This is a genomic window from Aeromicrobium sp. Leaf245, from assembly GCF_942548115.1.
Lineage (GTDB): Bacteria > Actinomycetota > Actinomycetes > Propionibacteriales > Nocardioidaceae > Aeromicrobium.
In genome coordinates, this window is sequence record NZ_OW824151.1 from 1,057,463 (window position 1) to 1,075,191 (window position 17,729).

18 protein-coding genes are annotated in these 17,729 nt (G+C 73.5%); 13 read left to right on the forward strand and 5 right to left on the reverse strand.

Annotated elements, in window-relative coordinates; translation table 11 throughout:
- Positions 1-2: 2 nt before the first annotated feature.
- From NBW76_RS05255 to NBW76_RS05275, 5 genes are all read left to right on the forward strand, one after another.
- On the forward strand, positions 3-587 hold the full coding sequence (locus tag NBW76_RS05255) for a TlpA disulfide reductase family protein (protein ID WP_082482017.1): 585 nt from the start codon (positions 3-5) through the stop codon (positions 585-587).
- Complete coding sequence (locus NBW76_RS05260) at positions 584-1,330, forward strand: cytochrome c biogenesis CcdA family protein (RefSeq protein ID WP_055963986.1); 747 nt, start codon at positions 584-586, stop codon at positions 1,328-1,330. The genes NBW76_RS05255 and NBW76_RS05260 overlap by 4 nt, the downstream gene beginning before the upstream one ends.
- On the forward strand, positions 1,330-2,988 hold the full coding sequence (locus NBW76_RS05265; RefSeq protein WP_056555997.1) for a cytochrome c biogenesis protein ResB: 1,659 nt from the start codon (positions 1,330-1,332) through the stop codon (positions 2,986-2,988). Before NBW76_RS05260 ends, NBW76_RS05265 begins: the two co-directional genes overlap by 1 nt.
- The gene (ccsB, locus tag NBW76_RS05270; RefSeq protein WP_056555993.1) at positions 2,985-3,935 is read left to right on the forward strand and encodes a c-type cytochrome biogenesis protein CcsB; all 951 of its coding nucleotides are present in this window, start codon (positions 2,985-2,987) and stop codon (positions 3,933-3,935) included. The genes NBW76_RS05265 and ccsB overlap by 4 nt, the downstream gene beginning before the upstream one ends.
- A 142-nt stretch (positions 3,936-4,077) precedes the next feature.
- Positions 4,078-5,019, forward strand: coding sequence for a DUF559 domain-containing protein (locus NBW76_RS05275; protein WP_056555991.1), 942 nt, complete (start codon positions 4,078-4,080; stop codon positions 5,017-5,019).
- A gap of 43 nt (positions 5,020-5,062) precedes the next feature.
- On the opposite strand, the gene NBW76_RS05280 is transcribed toward NBW76_RS05275, so the two are convergent.
- Positions 5,063-5,338 (reverse strand): PLD nuclease N-terminal domain-containing protein, encoded by a 276-nt coding sequence (locus NBW76_RS05280; protein WP_055963998.1) that lies wholly within the window; start codon positions 5,336-5,338, stop codon positions 5,063-5,065.
- 151 nt (positions 5,339-5,489) lie between these two features.
- On the opposite strand from NBW76_RS05280, the gene NBW76_RS05285 reads away from it, so the two are divergent.
- Together NBW76_RS05285 and NBW76_RS05290 are read left to right on the forward strand one after the other, a co-directional pair.
- Positions 5,490-5,756, forward strand: coding sequence for a DUF4229 domain-containing protein (locus NBW76_RS05285; protein WP_055964001.1), 267 nt, complete (start codon positions 5,490-5,492; stop codon positions 5,754-5,756).
- Positions 5,737-6,837: a PLP-dependent cysteine synthase family protein gene (locus NBW76_RS05290; protein WP_056555984.1), complete on the forward strand. Its 1,101-nt coding sequence runs from the start codon at positions 5,737-5,739 to the stop codon at positions 6,835-6,837. Before NBW76_RS05285 ends, NBW76_RS05290 begins: the two co-directional genes overlap by 20 nt.
- Here the strand turns inward: NBW76_RS05290 and NBW76_RS05295 are convergent.
- Together NBW76_RS05295 and NBW76_RS05300 are read right to left on the reverse strand one after the other, a co-directional pair.
- On the reverse strand, positions 6,830-7,378 hold the full coding sequence (locus NBW76_RS05295; RefSeq protein WP_235493045.1) for a metallophosphoesterase family protein: 549 nt from the start codon (positions 7,376-7,378) through the stop codon (positions 6,830-6,832). The two genes, NBW76_RS05290 and NBW76_RS05295, sit on opposite strands and share 8 nt — an antisense overlap.
- Positions 7,375-8,265: a 1,4-dihydroxy-2-naphthoate polyprenyltransferase gene (locus NBW76_RS05300; protein ID WP_056555978.1), complete on the reverse strand. Its 891-nt coding sequence runs from the start codon at positions 8,263-8,265 to the stop codon at positions 7,375-7,377. Before NBW76_RS05300 ends, NBW76_RS05295 begins: the two co-directional genes overlap by 4 nt.
- 110 nt (positions 8,266-8,375) lie before the next feature.
- On the opposite strand from NBW76_RS05300, the gene NBW76_RS05305 reads away from it, so the two are divergent.
- Positions 8,376-8,579 (forward strand): hypothetical protein, encoded by a 204-nt coding sequence (locus tag NBW76_RS05305; protein WP_055964012.1) that lies wholly within the window; start codon positions 8,376-8,378, stop codon positions 8,577-8,579.
- A 29-nt stretch (positions 8,580-8,608) separates the two neighbouring features.
- A complete protein-coding gene (locus NBW76_RS05310) occupies positions 8,609-9,643 on the forward strand; it encodes an AMP-binding protein (protein WP_055964015.1) in 1,035 nt (344 codons plus the stop codon).
- Between the two features lie 29 nt (positions 9,644-9,672).
- Here NBW76_RS05310 and NBW76_RS05315 read toward each other — a convergent pair whose 3' ends face one another.
- Positions 9,673-10,326 carry an SDR family oxidoreductase gene (locus NBW76_RS05315; RefSeq protein WP_055964017.1) on the reverse strand — a complete coding sequence of 218 codons (654 nt, stop codon included), beginning with the start codon at positions 10,324-10,326 and terminating at the stop codon, positions 9,673-9,675.
- Between the two features lie 149 nt (positions 10,327-10,475).
- Between NBW76_RS05315 and NBW76_RS05320 the strand changes: the two genes are divergently transcribed.
- The 4 genes from NBW76_RS05320 (at position 10,476) to NBW76_RS05335 (ending at position 16,344) form a co-directional block, all read left to right on the forward strand.
- Entirely contained in the window at positions 10,476-11,405 is a 930-nt protein-coding gene (locus NBW76_RS05320; RefSeq protein ID WP_055966210.1) for an o-succinylbenzoate synthase, read from the forward strand.
- Entirely contained in the window at positions 11,402-12,994 is a 1,593-nt protein-coding gene (menD, locus tag NBW76_RS05325; protein ID WP_056555975.1) for a 2-succinyl-5-enolpyruvyl-6-hydroxy-3-cyclohexene-1-carboxylate synthase, read from the forward strand. The genes NBW76_RS05320 and menD overlap by 4 nt, the downstream gene beginning before the upstream one ends.
- A gap of 213 nt (positions 12,995-13,207) precedes the next feature.
- Positions 13,208-14,803: a GMC family oxidoreductase gene (locus NBW76_RS05330; protein WP_056555972.1), complete on the forward strand. Its 1,596-nt coding sequence runs from the start codon at positions 13,208-13,210 to the stop codon at positions 14,801-14,803.
- Entirely contained in the window at positions 14,800-16,344 is a 1,545-nt protein-coding gene (locus NBW76_RS05335; protein ID WP_082482014.1) for an aldehyde dehydrogenase family protein, read from the forward strand. The genes NBW76_RS05330 and NBW76_RS05335 overlap by 4 nt, the downstream gene beginning before the upstream one ends.
- Before the next feature lie 100 nt (positions 16,345-16,444).
- Here the strand turns inward: NBW76_RS05335 and NBW76_RS05340 are convergent, their stop codons facing one another.
- Positions 16,445-17,725, reverse strand: coding sequence for an isochorismate synthase (locus NBW76_RS05340; RefSeq protein WP_082482013.1), 1,281 nt, complete (start codon positions 17,723-17,725; stop codon positions 16,445-16,447).
- Positions 17,726-17,729: the final 4 nt, after the last annotated feature.

Sequence of the window (17,729 nt, forward strand, 5' to 3'; positions counted from 1 at the left end):
CCGTGACCCGATCCTTCCCCCGGCTAGGTGGCGTGCTGCTGCTCGTCGTGACCCTCGCGGTGCTCGCCGGCTGCTCCGGTCGCGGCACCGAGGGCTCCACGGGCGGCTACGTGAGCGGCAGCCGCTTCGTCAGCCTCGTGCCGGTCGACGAGCGTGAGGAGGCGCCCGTCCTGGAGGGTGAGGACCTGGAGGGCGAGACGATCAGCTCCGCCGACTTCGCGGGCAGGACGCTGGTGGTGAACGTGTGGGGCTCGTGGTGCCCGCCGTGCCGCAAGGAGGCACCCGTGCTGCAGGGTGTCGCGGAGCAGTACGCAGACCAGGGCGTGCAGTTCCTCGGGCTCAACGTGCGCGACCAGACGGCCGCGGCGCGGGCCTTCGAGAAGCGCATCGGCACGACCTACCCGAGCATCGTCGACACCGACGGTCGCCAGCAGCTCGGGTTCGCCGACAGCCTGCCGTCGCAGGCCATCCCGACCACCTGGGTCATCGACGCCGAGGGCCGGGTGGCGGCGAGGATCATCGACCCCGACCTGCGTGCGTCCACGCTCTCGGGCGTCATCGACGACGTGCTGACGAGCCGGTCATGACCGACTGGTTCGCCGACACCGTCCTGTCGGGGTCGCTGCTGCTCGCGGTGCCGGTGGCCGTGGTGGCCGGCCTGGTGTCCTTCTTCTCGCCGTGCGTGCTGCCGCTGCTGCCCGGCTACCTGTCCTACGTGAGCGGCGTGGGCGTGCAGGACCTCGAGACGTCGGGCCGGTCGCGCCTGCTGCTCGGCTCCGTGCTGTTCGTCCTGGGCTTCACGGTCGTGTTCGTGGCCGGCGGTGCCCTGTTCGGCGCGGTGGGCCAGCAGCTCTACGACTACCGGCGGCTGATGTCGATCGTGCTCGGCCTGGTGGTGATCGTGCTGGGCCTCGTGTTCAGCGGCGTGCTGCCGGTGCTGCAGCGCGAGGTGCGCGTCCACGCCGTGCCCGCCGTGGGCGTGGCCATCGCCCCCGTGCTGGGCGTCTTCTTCGGGCTGGGGTGGCTGCCCTGCATCGGCCCCACGCTCGGTGCGGTGCTCACGCTCGCCAACACCGAGGGCACGCTCGAGCGCGGCGCCTTCCTGACCTTCACGTACTGCCTCGGGCTGGGGCTGCCGTTCGTGGTCGCGGCGCTCGCCTTCGGCCGCTTCATGGGTGCCGTCCGCTGGGCCCGCCGCCACCAGCAGACGCTGCAGCGGGTCGGTGGCGGGCTGCTCGTCGTCGTGGGGGTGCTGCTGGTGACCGGTGTGTGGGACGCCCTCGTGACCGACCTGCAGACGTGGGCCGGCGGATACGGGGCGGCGATCTGATGGCCCGCGAACCTCGTGAGCGCCCTGACCTGGCGCCTGCGCTCGGCACGGTCGAGACCCTGCGGTGGGCGTGGCGCCAGCTCACGTCGATGCGCACGGCGCTCCTGCTGCTCCTTCTGCTCGCCGTGGCCGCGATCCCGGGCTCGATCGTCCCGCAGCGCGGTGTCGACGCCCGGGCGGTGGAGGCGTTCCAGGCCCGGCACCCCGACCTCACGCCGTGGCTGGAGCGGCTCGGCGTCTTCCACACCTACACGTCGCCCTGGTTCAGCGCGATCTACCTGCTGCTCATGGTGTCGTTGGTGGGCTGCATCCTGCCGCGCACCCGGGTGTACCTGAAGGCCGTCCGCGCCCGTCCGCCCAAGGCCCCGCGCAACCTCGAGCGCCTGCCCGCGTCGGCCGTGTTCGAGACCGACGCCGACGTCGAGGAGGTGCTGGCCGTCGCGCGCGAGACGCTGCGTGGCCCGCGCCTGCTGCCCACGCGCATCGACGTCGTGCGCGGGGGTGCCGGGCCCGGGGCGGCGAACGACGCCGGCGGGGGTGCCGGGCCCGGGGCGGCGAACGACGCTGCCGAGGTCCGGGCGGAGCGCGGCTACCTGCGCGAGCTCGGCAACCTGGTGTTCCACGCGAGCATCGTTGCGGTGCTGGTCGGCGTGGCCGTGGGGGCGCTGTTCGGCTACCGGGGTGCGGCGATCGTGACGCAGGGCGACGGCTTCGCCAACGTGCTCACCCAGTACGACGAGTTCTCCTCGGGTGCGCTGTTCGACACCGACGACCTGCCGCCGTTCTCGCTGCAGCTGGACCGGATGGTCGCGCGGTTCTGGACCGAGGGCCCGCAGCGGGGTGCGCCGCGGCTGTTCGAGGCGTCGGGCTCCTACCGGGCCGGCGTCGACGGCGCGGAGAAGCCGTACGAGATCCGCGTCAACCACCCCCTGGCCGTCGACGGCACGTCGGTGTTCCTCGTGGGCCAGGGCTACGCTCCCGTCATCAGGGTCACGGACGCACAAGGCGACGTCGTGTTCGACGGGGCGGTCCCGTTCCTGCCCGCGGACGGCACGTACACCTCCAACGGCGTCATCAAGGTGCCCGAGGCCCAGCCGGAGCAGCTCGGCTTCCAGGGCTTCTTCCTGCCGACCGCGGTGTCGGACGGCACGGAGGAGGCGTCGATCTCGGCCTTCCCCGGCGCCGTCAACCCGCTGCTCGGGCTGTTCGTCTTCCACGGCGACCTCGGCATCGACGACGGGCTCCCGCAGTCGGTCTACGTGCTCGACAAGGAGAACCTCGAGCAGTACAAGAACGCCGACGGGTCGAACTTCCGGGTGAGCCTGAGCCCGGGCCAGGAGGCCGACCTGCCCGACGGCGGCACCATCGAGTTCGTCGACCTGACCCTCTTCGCCCGGTTCCAGATCGCGTCGACGCCGTTGGTGTGGCTGCCCCTCGGTGGCATCAGCATCGGCATCGTCGGGCTGGTGCTCTCGCTGGCGATCCGCCCCCGGCGCACCTGGGTCCGGGCCCGTCGGGACGGCTCACGTACCGTGGTGGAGGTCGCCGCGCTCGACCGCGTCCCCCGGGACGACCTCGGCACGAGCCTCGACGAGCTGCTCGAGCGGCTGCGCAGCGGGCTCGGTGACCGGACCGATCCGCAGAAGGAGACCCGATGAACCTCGCCGACTACGCGCAGGTCTCGAACTACGCCATCGCCTCGGCCACGGGCATCGTCGCCCTGGCCTTCCTCGCGCACGTCGCCGAGTGGGGCTTCGCACGGCGCAGCGCGCCCGCGTCGGCCCAGGTGCCGGTCACCGCCGGTGCCCCCGCCGAGACGGTCGCCGACGACGCGCCTGCCTCGCCCGAGGAGTCGCCGAGCCGTCCCGACGTCCTCTCGTCGATCGCCTACTCCCTCGCCGTGCTCGCGAGCGTCGTGCTGGTCGTCGGCATGGTCTCCCGCGGGCTCGCGGCGCAGCGGGTGCCGTGGGGCAACATGTACGAGTTCGGCGTCGGCGGTGCCCTGGTGGCGCTCGTCGTCTACGTCGTCGTCGCGCGGATCTCGCCCATCGAGTGGCTCGGTGGCATCGTCACGGGCTTCGCGCTGGTCGTGCTCGGGATGGCGTCGTCGACGTACGTGCCGGCCGGACCGCTCGTGCCCGCCCTGCACTCCTACTGGCTCGTCATCCACGTGGCCGCGGTCATGATCGCGGGAGCCTTCTTCCTGCTCGGCACGGCGGCGTCGGTGCTGTACCTCGTCCGCGCCCGCGCCGAGGAGAACGGCACCGTCGGCCCGACGCTGTCGCGGTTCCCGACCGCCGCCGTGATGGACCAGCTGGCCTACCGCGTGATCGCCGTGGGCTTCCCGCTCTGGACGTTCGGCGCCCTCATCGCGGGCCCGATCTGGGCGCACTACGCCTGGGGCCGCTACTGGGGCTGGGACCCCAAGGAGGTCTGGGCGTTCATCACCTGGGTGGTCTACGCCGGCTACCTGCACGCCCGTGCCACGGCCGGCTGGAAGGGCAAGCGCGCCGCGACCATCGCGATCGTCGGCTTCGCCACCTTCCTGTTCAGCTACTACGGCGTCAACCTCTTCGGCTCCGGCCTCCACTCCTACGCCAAGTAGCCCCGACCAGTCCCCACGTTTCGGACAGTTGTGGGGCACTTCGGCCGGTGAAAGTGCCCCGCAACTGTCCGAAACGTAGGGACGTGCCGGTTGTCCACAGGGGTGCGTTGCCCTGCGACCGGGGTGCGGCCACGGTGGGGCGATGAACCTGCCCACCGACCGACCGTTCACCGTGAGCGAGGCAGCGGCGAGCGGGGTGACACGCGACGTCCTGCGGAGTCGCCGGTTCCGTCGTCTGCTGCGCGGCGTGTACGTCGGAGCCGACGTCGCGCTGACCCTGCGGGTGCGGCTGCTCGCGGTGCTCCTCGTGCTCCCTGACGACTGCGCGGTGAGTCACCGCACCGCGCTGGCCCTCTGGGGACACGACACCAGGGGAGCGGGACTGGAGCTCTCCACCCGCACCGAGCTGCGTACCCGTCTGCCCGGGGTCGTGCTGCACCGTCGAATGCACCCCATCCAGACCGTCGAGCGCGACGGCCTCCGGGTGACGACGCCGGAGCGGACCTTCGTCGACTGCGCGACCCGGCTCGGGATCGTCGCGCTGGTGCAGGCGGCGGAACACCTCCTGCGGACCGCCACGACGAGGAACGTCCTGGACACCTTCTGCTGGACCCATCACCTCCATGGCGTGGTTCGCGCACGGCGAGCGATGGCCCTGGTGCGGGAGGGAGCGGAGTCACCCATGGAGTCCCTGCTCCGGCTCATGCTGGTCTTCGCACGGTTGCCGGAGCCGCGGGTCAACGTCGACGTCCGCGACGCACAGGGCCGGTTCGTCGCGCGGGTCGACCTCCTGTACCCGCGCTGGAAGGTGGTGGTGGAGTACGACGGGCGGCACCACGAGACCGACGCTCGCCAGTGGGCACGTGACCGGTGGCGACGGGAGGCGCTCGAGGCGCTCGGCTACCGGGTCATCGTGGTTGCGGCCGCCGACCTGGCCGAGCCACGGCACATTCCGTGGCGCGTTCATCGCGCCCTGGTCGAGCGCGGCTACGACGGACCGCGTCCGGTGACGAGCGTCCAGTGGCTCCGCTGGTTCACTCGGGCTCCCGTTGTGGACACTTCCGGGGCACGACGAGCCGCCTGACCCACCCGCAACTGTCCGAAACGGGGAGACGGCCGGGGTGGGGTCAGAGGCCGCGGAGGTAGTCGGGGTCGTCGTCGGGGCCGCGGGTGGGCGGGCGGCCGCCGGGCCAGCCGTAGCCGGAGTCGCGGGGCGGGCGGCCCTTGCGGGGCTGCGAGCCCAGGAACACCCAGGCGAGCGGTCCGACGAACGGGACCAGGATGGCGACGAACCACGCCGCCTTCGGCAGGCCGCGGACCTGCGAGCGAGGGGTGGCGATGAGGTCGAAGAACGCGTACACGAGCAGGACCACGCCCACGATCGCGATCAGTGCCTTGCCCATGGCGACACCGTACCCGCGACCCTCAACCTCGGCTGGTCGACGGCCGGGCCGCGCGACGGTCGAGCGGCGGACGACCACCCCGGCCCCGCCGTCGAGGGCGTGAGCGCGGGCGAGCGACCTGCCTCGACGCGTCGACCGATAACCTCGGGGCATGAAGGCCTTCTGGAGGTACACGCTCGCCCGGCTCAGCGTCCTGGCCGTCACCTACCTGCTCCTGTGGGGCGTGGGCCAGTTCTTCCTGGAGTTCGACGAGCTGACGAACCTGCTCGTCCTCCTCGCCGCCATGATCATCTCCTCGATCATCTCGATCTTCCTGCTCGCCGGGATGCGCGAGGACCTCGCCGCGAACGTGCAGCAGCGGGCCGAGCGCATGTCGTCGCGCATCGAGGAGTCGCGCAGTGCCGAAGACGTCGACTGAGACCCGCGCCTGGATCGACGAGGCGATCCGCCGCGTCGAGGCCGACGCCAACCGCAGCGCCGACACCCACCTGCACGCGGTGCCCGTCGCCACGCCCGACGTCGACCTGTACCTGAAGGACGAGTCGGTCCACCCCACCGGCAGCCTCAAGCACCGCCTCGCCCGCTCGCTCTTCCTGCACGCCCTCTGCAACGGCTGGATCGGTCCGCACTCCACGATCGTCGAGGCGTCCAGCGGGTCCACCGCCGTCAGCGAGGCATACTTCGCCCGGCTCGTCGGCCTGCCGTTCGTGGCCGTCATGCCGGCCGCCACGAGCACCGAGAAGGTCGCGCTCATCGAGTGGCACGGCGGCCGCTGCCACTTCGTGCAGAACGCCGCCGACGTGTACGACGAGGCCCGCCGCGTGGCCGCCGACTGCGGTGGCCACTACATGGACCAGTTCACCTACGCCGAGCGAGCCACCGACTGGCGGGGCAACAACAACATCGCCGAGTCGATCTTCGAGCAGATGTCGGCCGAGCGTCATCCCGTCCCCACCTGGGTCGTGGTCAGCGCCGGCACGGGCGGCACGTCGGCCACGATCGGCCGCTACCTGCGCTACCGCCGCCACCCCACGTCGTTGCTGGTGGCCGATCCCGAGAACTCCGCGTTCCTCGACGGCTGGGCGCAGGACACCTCCGACGTGGTCACGGGCGCCTCGTCGCGCATCGAGGGCATCGGCCGGCCGCGCGTGGAGCCGTCGTTCGTCGGCGGCGTCATCGACGACATGCTCCGCGTCCCCGACGCCGCCTCCATCGCCACGATGCGCTGGACGAGCGACCGGCTCGGACGACTCGTGGGCGGCTCCACCGGCACCAACGTGTGGGCGTCGCTGACCCTTGCCACCCGCATGCACCGGGCAGGGGAGCAGGGCAGCATCGTCACGCTGCTGTGCGACGCGGGGGAGCGCTACCTCAGCTCGTACTACGACGACGCGTGGCTGGCCGAGCGCGGCATCGACCTCGCGCCGTTCTCGGCGATGCTCGAGGAGTACGACGCGACCGGCTCCCTGCCGGTGCCGAACGATCGTGGGGTCAGCTGACCTCGACGAGCGTCCACGACTCGACGCGTCCGTCGGCGAGCACGAGGTGGCCCAGCGTGCCGTGCGGCTGGCGTCGCTTGTCGGTGGGCGAGCCGGGGTTGAGGATCCGCAGGCCGTCGTCGGGATCCTCGCTCGTCTCGTCCCACGGGATGTGGGAGTGGCCGAACACGACCACGTCGGCGTCGGGGAAGCGCCGACGCATGCGCCGCACACGGCCCTGCTTGGCGCCGGCGTCGTGGATCATCGCCACGCGCACGCCGGCGAGCTCGAGCTCGAGGGTCTCCGGTGCGCCCCACGCGGCCACGTCGGCGCCGTCGTTGTTGCCCAGGACCACGCGGACGGGGGCGAGCGCGGCCAGCTCGTCGAGCACCGACGGCACGCACACGTCGCCGGCGTGCAGCACCAGGTCGACGCCGCGCAGCTCCTCGGCGACGCGCTCGGGCAGGCCTTTCCAGAACCGCGGCGCGTGGGTGTCGGAGACGACTCCGACGCGGAGCCGGCGGGGGTGCCGGGCCGTGGGCGGCATATCGGCCGAGCTCACCGGCCCAGCACGAGGCCGAGCGCCAGTCCGGCCGACCACAGCAGCTCGGCGATGCCGGTCGTCTTGAGGACGGGGACGAGGGCCGGGCCCACGGCCCCGCCGACGACCGCGCGCACGGCGGGGACGACGGGGAGCAGCCCCGGCAGCGCCAGCAGGGCCCACGGGGTGGCGCCGACGGCGATCGCGACGGCCGCTGCCGCGGCGACCACCACGAGCGCGACGTAGAAGGTGCGCGAGCGGGCGTCGCCGAGCACGACGGCGAGCGTGCGCTTGCCGGCCTCGACGTCGGTGGGGATGTCGCGCAGGTTGTTGGCCACGAGGATCGCGCAGGCGAGTGCGCCGACGCCGACGGCAGCCGCCCATGCCTCCCAGGGCAGGGACTCGACCTGCACGTACACGGTGCCGAGCACGGCCACGAGCCCGAAGAACAGGAACACGCTCACCTCGCCGAGGGCCCGGTAGCCGTAGGGGTTCGAGCCGCCGGTGTAGGTCCACGCGGCCCCGAGCGCAGCGACGCCCACGAGCAGCAGCCACCACGTGGTGGTGGCGGCGAGGGCGAGGCCGAGGAGCGCGCCGAGGCCGAGGAACCCGAGGGCCGCGGCCTTGACCGCGGCCGGCGACGCGAGCCCCGACCCGACCAGGCGCAGGGGGCCGACGCGGTCGTGGTCGGTGCCGCGCACCCCGTCGGAGTAGTCGTTGGCGTAGTTCACGCCGATCTGCAGGGCCAGCGAGACCCCGAGGGCGAGCAGCGCCTTGGCCCAGACCACGTCGTCGACGAACGCGGCCACGCCCGTCCCGGCGAGCACGGGCGCCACGGCGGCGGGGAGGGTGCGGGGACGGGCCCCCTCGACCCACTGCGAGAGGGTCGCGCTGCTGCTGTCGGTCACCGTGCTCCTTCGTCCGGGGGCCCCTCGGCCCGGGGCTCCTCCGGTCGAGGGCTCTCCGCGCGGGCTCCGCAAGGTTCAGCCGTCAGTCTGCCAGCGCCTACGCTGGGCGCATGAAGCAGCCGCCGTTCCCGTTCGTGCTCGTGGGGCTGACCGGTCTGTTCGTGTGGCTCGCGGTCACGACGGCCGGTGGCTGGCTGCCGATCGCCGCGGGGTTCGGGGCGCTGCTCACCGGAGCGGCGGCGCTGTACCAGTCCCGTCCGGTGCGCGAGCCCGGTGACCCGATCACCGACGACGACCTGGGGACGGAGCCCTGACCGGAGCGGGCCCGGCGTCGCTGCGCCCGGTGGCGGGGCCGGCGCGTGAGGTCCTGGAGCTGCTCCGGCCGTGGGTCGACGGCGTCGACACCGCCCCCCTCGTCGTGCGCACGTCGGGGAGCACGGGCGAGCCCAAGGACGTGCGGCTGTCGCGCGACGCGGTGCTGGCGTCCGCCACCGCCAGCGCCGCGCGTCTCGGTGGGCCGGGCCAGTGGCTCCTGGCCCTGCCGGTCACCGGCGTGGGTGGCCTGCAGGTGCTGGTGCGGTCCTTGCTCGCGGGAGCCGAGCCGGTGCTGCTCGACGAGCACGCCGACCTGGAGCAGGCCGTGGCGGCGATGCGGCCACCGACGGCGGCACCCCGGCGGTACGCCTCGCTGGTCCCGACCCAGCTGCACCGGCTGGCGCAGGCCGGACGACTCGACGTGGTCGCGTCGCTCGACGCCGTCCTCGTCGGCGGCGCTGCCGTCGACCCCGCCCTGCTGGAGCGCTCGCGCGAGGCGGGTGTGCGGGTGGTGCGGACCTACGGCATGAGCGAGACGAGCGGCGGCTGCGTGTACGACGGCGTCCCGCTCGACGGCGTGGACCTGCGCATCGTCGAGCCCGTCGACGGCGTGGGGCGCGTCCAGGTGTCGGGCCCGGTGCTGTTCGACGGCTACGGCGACGAGCCTCGGGTCGGTGCGTGGTTCGACACGGCCGACCTCGGCCGGGTCGACGACGGTGTGCTGAGCGTGGTGGGTCGCGCCGACGACGTGGTGGTCAGTGGCGGGGTCAACGTGCCGCTGCCCGCCGTCGAGCGGGCGCTGCGCGAGGTGCCCGAGGTGCACGACGCGGCGGTCGCCGGTGTGCCCGACGAGGAGTGGGGCACGCGCGTCGTCGCCGTGGTGGTGCCGGCCGACGCCACGTGCCTCGACGGCGTGCGGGCCGAGCGCCTGCGCGACGCCCTGGAGGATGCCGGTCTGCCCCGGGCGTGGGGGCCGCGCGACGTCGTGCTCGTCGACGCGGTGCCGCTCCTGCCCGGGGGCAAGGTCGACCGGCTGGCCGTGCGGCGGCTCACCGGCGGGTGAGCCGCCGCCCGCCCCAGGTCCGAGTGGCGTCAGGCGGAGGCGACGGCCTGGTCGATCGGGGTGTCTCCGGACACGAGGTCCCACTGGCGGCCGATGCCCGCCCCGGTGTCGAGGGACTCCGCGAGCACGGCGGCCACGTCGGCCCGGGGGATCTCCCCCCGGGCCACGGAGTCGCCGAGCGTCACGGTGCCGCGAGCCGGGTCGTCGGTGAGGCGGCCGGGGCGCACGATCGTCCAGTCGAGGCCGCTCCCGCGCAGGGCGACGTCGGCGTCGCGCTTGGCCTCCACGTAGGCGCGCCACACGTCGTCGGTGTCCTCGGGCAGCGGCAGGTCGACGCCGATGGCCGAGACCTGCACGAAGCGGCTGATGCCGGCGAGCTTCGCCCCGTCGATCGACTTCAGCGACCCCTCGAGGTCGACGCTCCTCTTGCGGTCGATGTTGCCGTCGGCGCCGCCGCCGGCGGCGAACACCACGGCGTGGCATCCCTCGAAGGCGTGGGCGAAGCCGTCGGCGTCCTGCTTCTCGATGTCGAGGCGGCGCGCGGTGGCACCGCGCTGCTCGACGTCGGACACGTGGGCGTCGCTGCGCACGAGCGCGACGACGTCGTGGCTGCGGGCACGGAGCTGGTCGATGAGGTGGAGGGCGATCTGGCCGTGGCCCCCGACGATGGCGATCTGCGACATGCCTCCACGGTGGCACGCCCGTGGTGAGGGTGCAGGTCCGGACGGCGTGGTGTGCGCAGGCTCACCGTTCGCAGGAGCCGGCGGCCGACGAGCCGGTGCGCGCGTCCCGACGGCGATAGGCTCGGCCGGTGCACACCTTCGCCATCGGGATGCCCGTGCGGTTCCGCGGCATCTCCCGACGCGAGGGCGTGCTGCTGCAGGGCGTGGCCGGCTGGGGCGAGTTCAGCCCGTTCCTCGACTACGACGACGACGAGTGCGTGCCGTGGCTCGCCAGCGCCCTCGAGGCGGCGCACCAGGGCTGGCCGGACCCGGTGCGCGACCGGGTGCCCGTGAACGCCACCGTGCCGGCCGTCGGCCCCGAGCAGGCGGCGGCGATCGTGCGCGCCTCGGGAGCGTCGACGGCGAAGGTCAAGGTGGCCGAGCGCGGACAGTCGCTGGCCGACGACATCGCCCGCGTCGAGGCGGTGCGCGACGCCCTGGGTCCTGCCGGGCGGGTCCGGGTGGACGCGAACGGCGGCTGGTCGGTCGACGACGCCGTCGTGGCGATCCGGGCGCTCGACACCGTCGGCACCCTCGAGTACGTGGAGCAGCCGTGTGCCGACGTGGAGGAGCTCGCACTCGTCCGACGTCGGGTGGACGTGCCGGTGGCGGCCGACGAGTCGATCCGGCGTGCCGCCGACCCGTACCGCGTGCGCGACCTCGAGGCCGCCGACGTCGCGGTGCTCAAGGTCCAGCCACTCGGTGGGGTGCGAGCGTGCCTGCGGGTCGCCGAGGAGATCGGGCTGCCCGTCGTGGTCTCCAGCGCCGTCGAGTCGTCCGTGGGGCTGGCCGCCGGGGTGGCGCTCGCCGCGGCGCTCCCGGAGCTGCCCTACGCCTGCGGCCTGGGCACCACCTCGCTGCTCGGCGGCGACGTGACGGACGCCCCGCTGGTGCCCGTCGACGGCTGGTTGCCCGTGCGCCGGGTCGACGTCGACCCCGCCGCCCTGGCCTCGGTGGCCGCCGACCTGCCGACCGCCGCCGCCTGGACCGCCCGGCTCGACCGGGTGGACGCCCTGCTCCGGGTGGGGGACGCGCCGTGAGCGAGCAGCGCGCCACCGGCGTCGCGCGTCGGCTGCTGCACACGCTGCTGGCCCACGGCGTGACGGACGCCGTCCTGTCGCCCGGTTCGCGGTCGGCGCCGATCGCCCTGGCCCTGCACGCCGCCGACCGCGCCGGACGCATCCGTCTGCACGTGCGCGTGGACGAGCGGGAGGCCGGCTTCCTCGCGCTGGGCCTGGCCCGCACCTCCCACCGCGTGGTGCCCGTGGTCACGACGTCGGGCACCGCCGTGGCCAACCTGCACCCGGCGATGCTCGAGGCGCTCCACGCGGGCATCGGCGTGCTCGCCGTCACCGCGGATCGCCCGGCGCGGCTGCGCGGCACCGGCGCGAACCAGACCACCGTGCAGCCGGACATCTTCCCCGGCATCCGGAGCATCGACCGGGTCAAGCAGCTGCTGATGGGCCCGGACGCGCCGGTGCACCTCAACCTCGAGCTCGACGAGCCGTTGGTGGAGCCGATCGACTGGACCCTCGACGAATCCGCAGCGTCCGTCCTGGGCAGCGTGCGTCGGGCGTACGAGCCGGGCACCCTGGTCACGCTCGACGCCGGGCCCCGCACCGTCGTGCTCGCCGGCGACGACGCGGGCCGACGCGCGCGGGTGCTCGCCCGCGACGCCGGCTGGCCGCTGCTCGCCGAGCCGACGTCGGGCTCGCGCACCGGCGACGCGCTCGCGACGTACCGGTTGCTGCTCGGCCACCCGCCGCTCGCCGACCGCGTCGAGCGCGTGGTCTCGTTCGGCCACCCGACGCTGAGCCGACCCGTCACGCGGCTGCTCGCCCGCGCCGACGTCGACGTGGTGCACGTGGGCACGCAGGCCACGTTCCCGGTGCCCGCCGGTTCGCGCGTCACGTTCACCGACGAGGTCGCGGCGGCCGGGGTCGGTGACGCCGCGTGGCTGCAGGAGTGGACCGACGCCGACGCGCGTGTGGTCGGCGCGGTCGACGCCGTCGTCGCCGCGAACCCCGCGTCGGGGCTCGCCGTCGCCCGCACCGTGGCGGAGGCGCTCCCACCCGGCGGTCTGCTGGTGGTCGGCGCGTCCCAGCCGATCCGTGACCTCGACGTCGTCGCGAGGCCATGGATCGTGGGGGAACGCCGCTACGTGGTCGCCAACCGCGGCCTCGCGGGCATCGACGGCACGGTGTCGACGGCGGTGGGCGCGGCGCTCGCCCGCGACTCCACCCGAGCACTCGCCGTGATGGGTGATCTCACGTTCCTGCACGGCAGCAACGGACTGCTGGTCGGCCCCGACGAGCCCCGACCCGACCTCACCGTGGTGGTGGTCAACGACGACGGCGGCGCCATCTTCGCGACGCTCGAGCAGGGCGGCCCCGACCACGCCGACGCCTTCGAGCGCGTCTTCGGCACGCCCACCGGTGCCGACCTCGGCGCGCTCTGCGCCGGGTACCGCGTGCCGCACCGACGCGTGGAGCCGGACGGCCTCGCCGCCGCACTCGCGTCGCCGACGGGTGGGCTCGAGGTGGTCGAGGTGACCCTGCGTCGCGACGACCGCCGTGCCCTCGACGCCGCTCTGCGCGCAGCCGCGACGGGCGCCCTCACCGGCTCCTGACCGCAGAGGGCCGCGCCCCGTCCGATGGCCCCGTCCGATGGCCCCCTCCAATGGCCCCCTCCAACGGCGCCGTCCGACGGGGCCGTCCGGTGGGCGAGAAACCGTGACAGTTCTGGTGTCATCGACCATGCCGGGAGTACGGTGGTGACGCGCATCACGCATCCCGGCGGAAGGTCGTCCACGACCTCGCAGCCGGACGAGGGAAGGACGGACATGGGGATCGAGACCTTCGACTACGTCGTCATCGGGTCGGGCAGCGGTGGCGGCGTCGTCGCCACGCGCCTGAGCGAGGACCCCGACGTCCGGGTGCTGCTGCTCGAGGCGGGCCCGGCCGACGACGACGACATGATCCACCTGCCGGCCGGCTTCTCCACCCTCTTCAAGACGTCGTGGGACTGGGGCTACCAGACCACCCCGCAGAAGCACCTCGGCAACCGCCGGGCCGACTGGCCGCGCATGAAGGCGCTCGGCGGCTGCACGTCGATGAACGCCATGATCTACATCCGCGGCAACCACGCCGACTACGACGAGTGGCGCGACGGCTACGGCGCCGAGGGCTGGGGCTACGACGACGTCCTGCCGTACTTCCGCAAGTCCGAGGGCAACCAGCGGATCCGCAACTCCTTCCACGGCAACGACGGTCCCCTGCACGTCGAGGACCGCCGCCACGACCACGAGCTCAGCACCGCGTTCGTCGAGTCGGCCGTGGCCAACGGCATGAAGCGCACCGACGACTTCAACGGCGCCGAGCAGGAGGGCGCCGGGCTCTACCAGGTCACGTGCCGCAAGGGTCGGCGCTGGTCCGTGGCCGACGCCTACATCCGGCCTGCGCTCGGCCGCCCCAACCTGGTGCTGCGCACCGAGGCCTTCGTGACGTCGATCGACCTCGAGGGCACGAAGGGCTCCAAGCGTGCGGTGGGCGTCACGTACCGGCGCGGCGCGTTCACCGAGTCGGTGCGCGTGAACGGCGAGGTCGTGCTCGCCGGTGGCGCCGTCAACTCACCGCAGCTGCTCATGCTGTCGGGCATCGGCCCGGGCGCCCATCTCAAGGAGCACGGCATCGACGTGCAGGTCGACCTGCCGGGCGTCGGCCAGAACCTGCAGGACCACCCCGTGTCGGGCGTGCTCGCCCACACGCAGGACACCACCGACATCGCCGCGTCGCTCAACCTGCCCCAGCTGCTCAAGGCCCAGAAGCTCGGCCGCGGACCGCTCACCTCGAACGTCGCCGAGGCCGGTGCGTTCTTCAAGAGCCGCGACGACCTCGACCTGCCCGACCTGCAGTTCCACTTCGCGCCCACCGGCTTCTGGGACAACGGCCTGCACGAGCCGTCGCAGCCGGCGCTCACGCTCGCCGCCACGCTCGTCAACGTGAAGAGCCGCGGCCACGTGCGCCTCCGCTCGGCCGACCCGACGTGGAAGCCGGAGATCGAGGCGGGCTACCTCGACGACCGCGCCGACCTCGAGGCGCTCGCCGCCGGCATCCGTCGCGCCTGCGAGATCCTCAAGGACGGTCCGCTGGCCCGCTTCGTCAAGGCGCCGTGGGAGCCCGCGTCGCTCGACCCGACCGAGGACCAGGTGCTCGCCTCCATCGGGCGCCTGTGCCAGACGCTCTACCACCCCGTCGCCACCTGCGCGATGGGCACGGGCGACGACAGCGTCGTCGACCCGCAGCTGCGCGTTCGCGGCGTGGAGGGCCTGCGGATCGCCGACGCCTCCGTCATGCCCGCCGTCCCCCGTGGCAACACCAACGCCCCCACCATCATGGTCGGCGAGAAGGCTGCCGACCTCATCAAGGAGTCCCGATGACCTCGACGTTCGACCGTCACCCGAACCCGCCCGCCACGTCCGCCTCGGTGCCCGCCGACGGCGTCGAGACCTTCGAGTCGCTCGACCCGGCCACGGGCGACGTGGTCGGCGTCCACCCGGTCGCCGGCCCCGAGGACGTCGCGCTCGCCGTCGAGCGGGCCCGCGACGCCGCGCAGTGGTGGGGCGCCCTGAGCTTCGACGAGCGGGCCGAGCACCTGCTCACCTGGCGCAGCGTCATCACTCGCCGCATCGCGCAGCTGGCGGCGCTCTCGCGCAGCGAGACGGGCAAGCCGATCGCCGACGCACAGCTGGAGATCGCGCTCGCGATCGACCACGTCGCCTGGGCCGCCAAGCACGCCAAGAAGGTGCTCGGCCCGCAGAACGTGTCGTCCGGGCTCGTCATGGCCAACCAGAAGTCGACGGTCGAGTACAAGCCGCTCGGCGTGGTCGGCGTCATCGGTCCGTGGAACTACCCGGTCTTCACGCCCATGGGCTCGATCGCCTACGCCCTCGCCGCCGGCAACACCGTCGTGTTCAAGCCCAGCGAGTACACGCCGGGCGTCGGCGTGTGGCTGGCCGACACCCTCAGCGAGGTCGTCGGCGGCATCCCGGTCCTGCAGACGGTCACCGGCCTCGGCCCCACGGGTGCCGCCCTGTGCACCTCGGGCGTCGACAAGCTGGCGTTCACCGGCTCCACCGCCACCGGCAAGAAGGTCATGGCCGCGTGCGCCGAGCGGCTCACGCCCGTCGTGATCGAGGCCGGCGGCAAGGACTCGCTGATCGTCGACGAGGACGCCAACATCGCGAAGGCGGCCGAGGCCGCGCTCTGGGGCGGCATGTCCAACGCCGGCCAGACCTGCATCGGCACCGAGCGCGTGTACGTGCACGAGCGGGTGTTCGACGCGTTCGTCGCCGAGATCACCGAGCAGGCCCAGGGCCTGCGCGCCGGCGGTGACGCGGGCGCCCACATCGGCCCCATCACCATGCCGTCGCAGGTGGACGTGATCCGCGGCCACGTCCAGGACGCCCTCGACCGCGGTGCCACCGCCGTCGTCGGCGGCATCGACGCAGTGGGCGAGCGGTTCGTCCAGCCCACGATCCTGACCCACGTCCCGGAGACGTCCAGCGCGATCACCGAGGAGACGTTCGGCCCGACGCTGGCGATCAACCCGGTGCGCGACATGGACGAGGCGGTGCGGCTCACGAACGCCGGCAAGTACGGCCTCGCCGGTGCGGTGTTCTCCAAGCGCAACGGCATGGAGATCGCCCGTCGCATCCGCTCGGGCATGACGTCGGTCAACGGCATCATCACGTTCGCGGGCGTGCCCGGCCTGCCGTTCGGCGGCGTCGGCGAGTCCGGCTTCGGGCGCATCCACGGCCCCGACGGGCTCAAGGAGTTCACGTACGCCAAGGCCATCACGCGCCAGCGCTACGCCCCGCCGCTGAACCTCACGTCCTTCAAGCGCACCGTGCGCGACGAGAAGGGCCTCAACCTCATCGTCACGCTGCTGCACGGCGGCAAGAAGACGCTCAAGGAGTAGTCCCGACCCGTCAGTCCCCACGTTTCGGACACTTGCGGGGCATTCGAGGGCACGAAAGTGCCCCGGAAGTGTCCGAAACGTGAGGACTGGTCGGTCGGCGTCAGGCGAGGGCGTCGCGCACGGGCACGAGCTTGGCCTGGCTCTCGGCCAGCTCGTCGGCGGGGACGGAGTCCGCGACGATGCCGCAGCCCGCGAAGAGGCGAACGCGGTGGCCGTCGGCCTCCAGCTGGGCCGAGCGCAGCCCGATGCCCCATTCGCCGTCGCCCTCGGCCCCGATCCAGCCGACCGGCCCGGCGTAGCGGCCGCGGTCGAGTCCCTCGATCTCGGCGATCAGGGCCACGGCGGCGTCGGTGGGGGTGCCGCCGACGGCCGCCGACGGGTGCAGGGCGGCCGCGAGCGTCAGGGCGCTGGCGTCGCCGCGCAGCACGGCGGTCACGTCCGTCGCGAGGTGCATGACGTTGGGCAGGTGCAGCACGAACGGGGCGTCGGGGACGTTGGTGCTGCGGCAGTGCGGTGCGAGCGCCTCGGCCACCGAGCGCACCGCGTACTCGTGCTCCTCGAGGTCCTTGCTGGACCGCGCGAGGGACGCGGCGAGCGCGAGGTCGCGGGTGTCGTCGCCGGTCCGCCGGATCGTGCCGGCCAGCACGCGCGACGTGACCAGCCCGCGCTCCAGGCGCACCAGCATCTCCGGCGTGGAGCCGAAGAAGCCGTCGACGTGGAACGTCCAGCAGCCGGGGTAGTCGCGGGCGAGGCGACGCAGGGGGGCGCGGACGTCGAGCGGCTCGTCCAGCTCGGCCACGAGGTCGCGGGCGAGCACCACCTTGTCGAGCTGCCCGGCGGCGATGCGACGCACCGCCTCGGCGACGACGTCCTGCCAGGCGTCGCTGTCGACGGGCCCGTCGACCAGCTCGATGCCGGTCGGGTGCACGGGAGCCTCGGCAGGGACGAGCTCGGGCGCGGTCCTGATGGAGGTGCCGACGACCGTCACCCAGCTGCGACCGTCGCGTCGGCCCACCAGGACCTCGGGGACGACGAGGCTGCTGCCGCGGCCGTCGTCGGCGAAGGCGAAGCTGCCGAAGGCCACCAGGCCGCTCCCGGGCACCTCGACCTCGTCGCGCACGACGCTGTGCCGGGTGACCTCGCGCCACCAGCGGTGCGCGCGCTCGAAGCGGCCGGGGCCGTCCGTCGAGAACGCGGCGGCACGACCCCAGCCGACGAGCCCGTCACCGTGGTGCACCCAGGCGACGGCGTCGACGTCGCGGCCCAGCAGGGCCAGGAGGGGGCCCGGGTCGTCGACCTCCACGGTGCGGGCCACGAGCGGCCTCGGCAGGGGGCTCGCTGCTGAGGCGGTGTCGACGGCTGGCGTCGGAGGGCTCGTCACCCGA

Excerpts from the sequence above, each read along its gene's own strand:
- NBW76_RS05260 (WP_055963986.1), top strand. The coding sequence starts at position 584 with ATGACCGACTGGTTCGCCGACACCGTCCTGTCGGGGTCGCTGCTGCTC.
- NBW76_RS05265 (WP_056555997.1), top strand. The coding sequence starts at position 1,330 with ATGGCCCGCGAACCTCGTGAGCGCCCTGACCTGGCGCCTGCGCTCGGC.
- ccsB (WP_056555993.1), top strand. The coding sequence starts at position 2,985 with ATGAACCTCGCCGACTACGCGCAGGTCTCGAACTACGCCATCGCCTCG.
- NBW76_RS05275 (WP_056555991.1), top strand. The coding sequence starts at position 4,078 with ATGAACCTGCCCACCGACCGACCGTTCACCGTGAGCGAGGCAGCGGCG.
- NBW76_RS05280 (WP_055963998.1), bottom strand. The coding sequence starts at position 5,338 with ATGGGCAAGGCACTGATCGCGATCGTGGGCGTGGTCCTGCTCGTGTAC.
- NBW76_RS05285 (WP_055964001.1), top strand. The coding sequence starts at position 5,490 with ATGAAGGCCTTCTGGAGGTACACGCTCGCCCGGCTCAGCGTCCTGGCC.
- NBW76_RS05305 (WP_055964012.1), top strand. The coding sequence starts at position 8,376 with ATGAAGCAGCCGCCGTTCCCGTTCGTGCTCGTGGGGCTGACCGGTCTG.
- NBW76_RS05315 (WP_055964017.1), bottom strand. The coding sequence starts at position 10,326 with ATGTCGCAGATCGCCATCGTCGGGGGCCACGGCCAGATCGCCCTCCAC.
- NBW76_RS05320 (WP_055966210.1), top strand. The coding sequence starts at position 10,476 with ATGCCCGTGCGGTTCCGCGGCATCTCCCGACGCGAGGGCGTGCTGCTG.
- NBW76_RS05330 (WP_056555972.1), top strand. The coding sequence starts at position 13,208 with ATGGGGATCGAGACCTTCGACTACGTCGTCATCGGGTCGGGCAGCGGT.
- NBW76_RS05335 (WP_082482014.1), top strand. The coding sequence starts at position 14,800 with ATGACCTCGACGTTCGACCGTCACCCGAACCCGCCCGCCACGTCCGCC.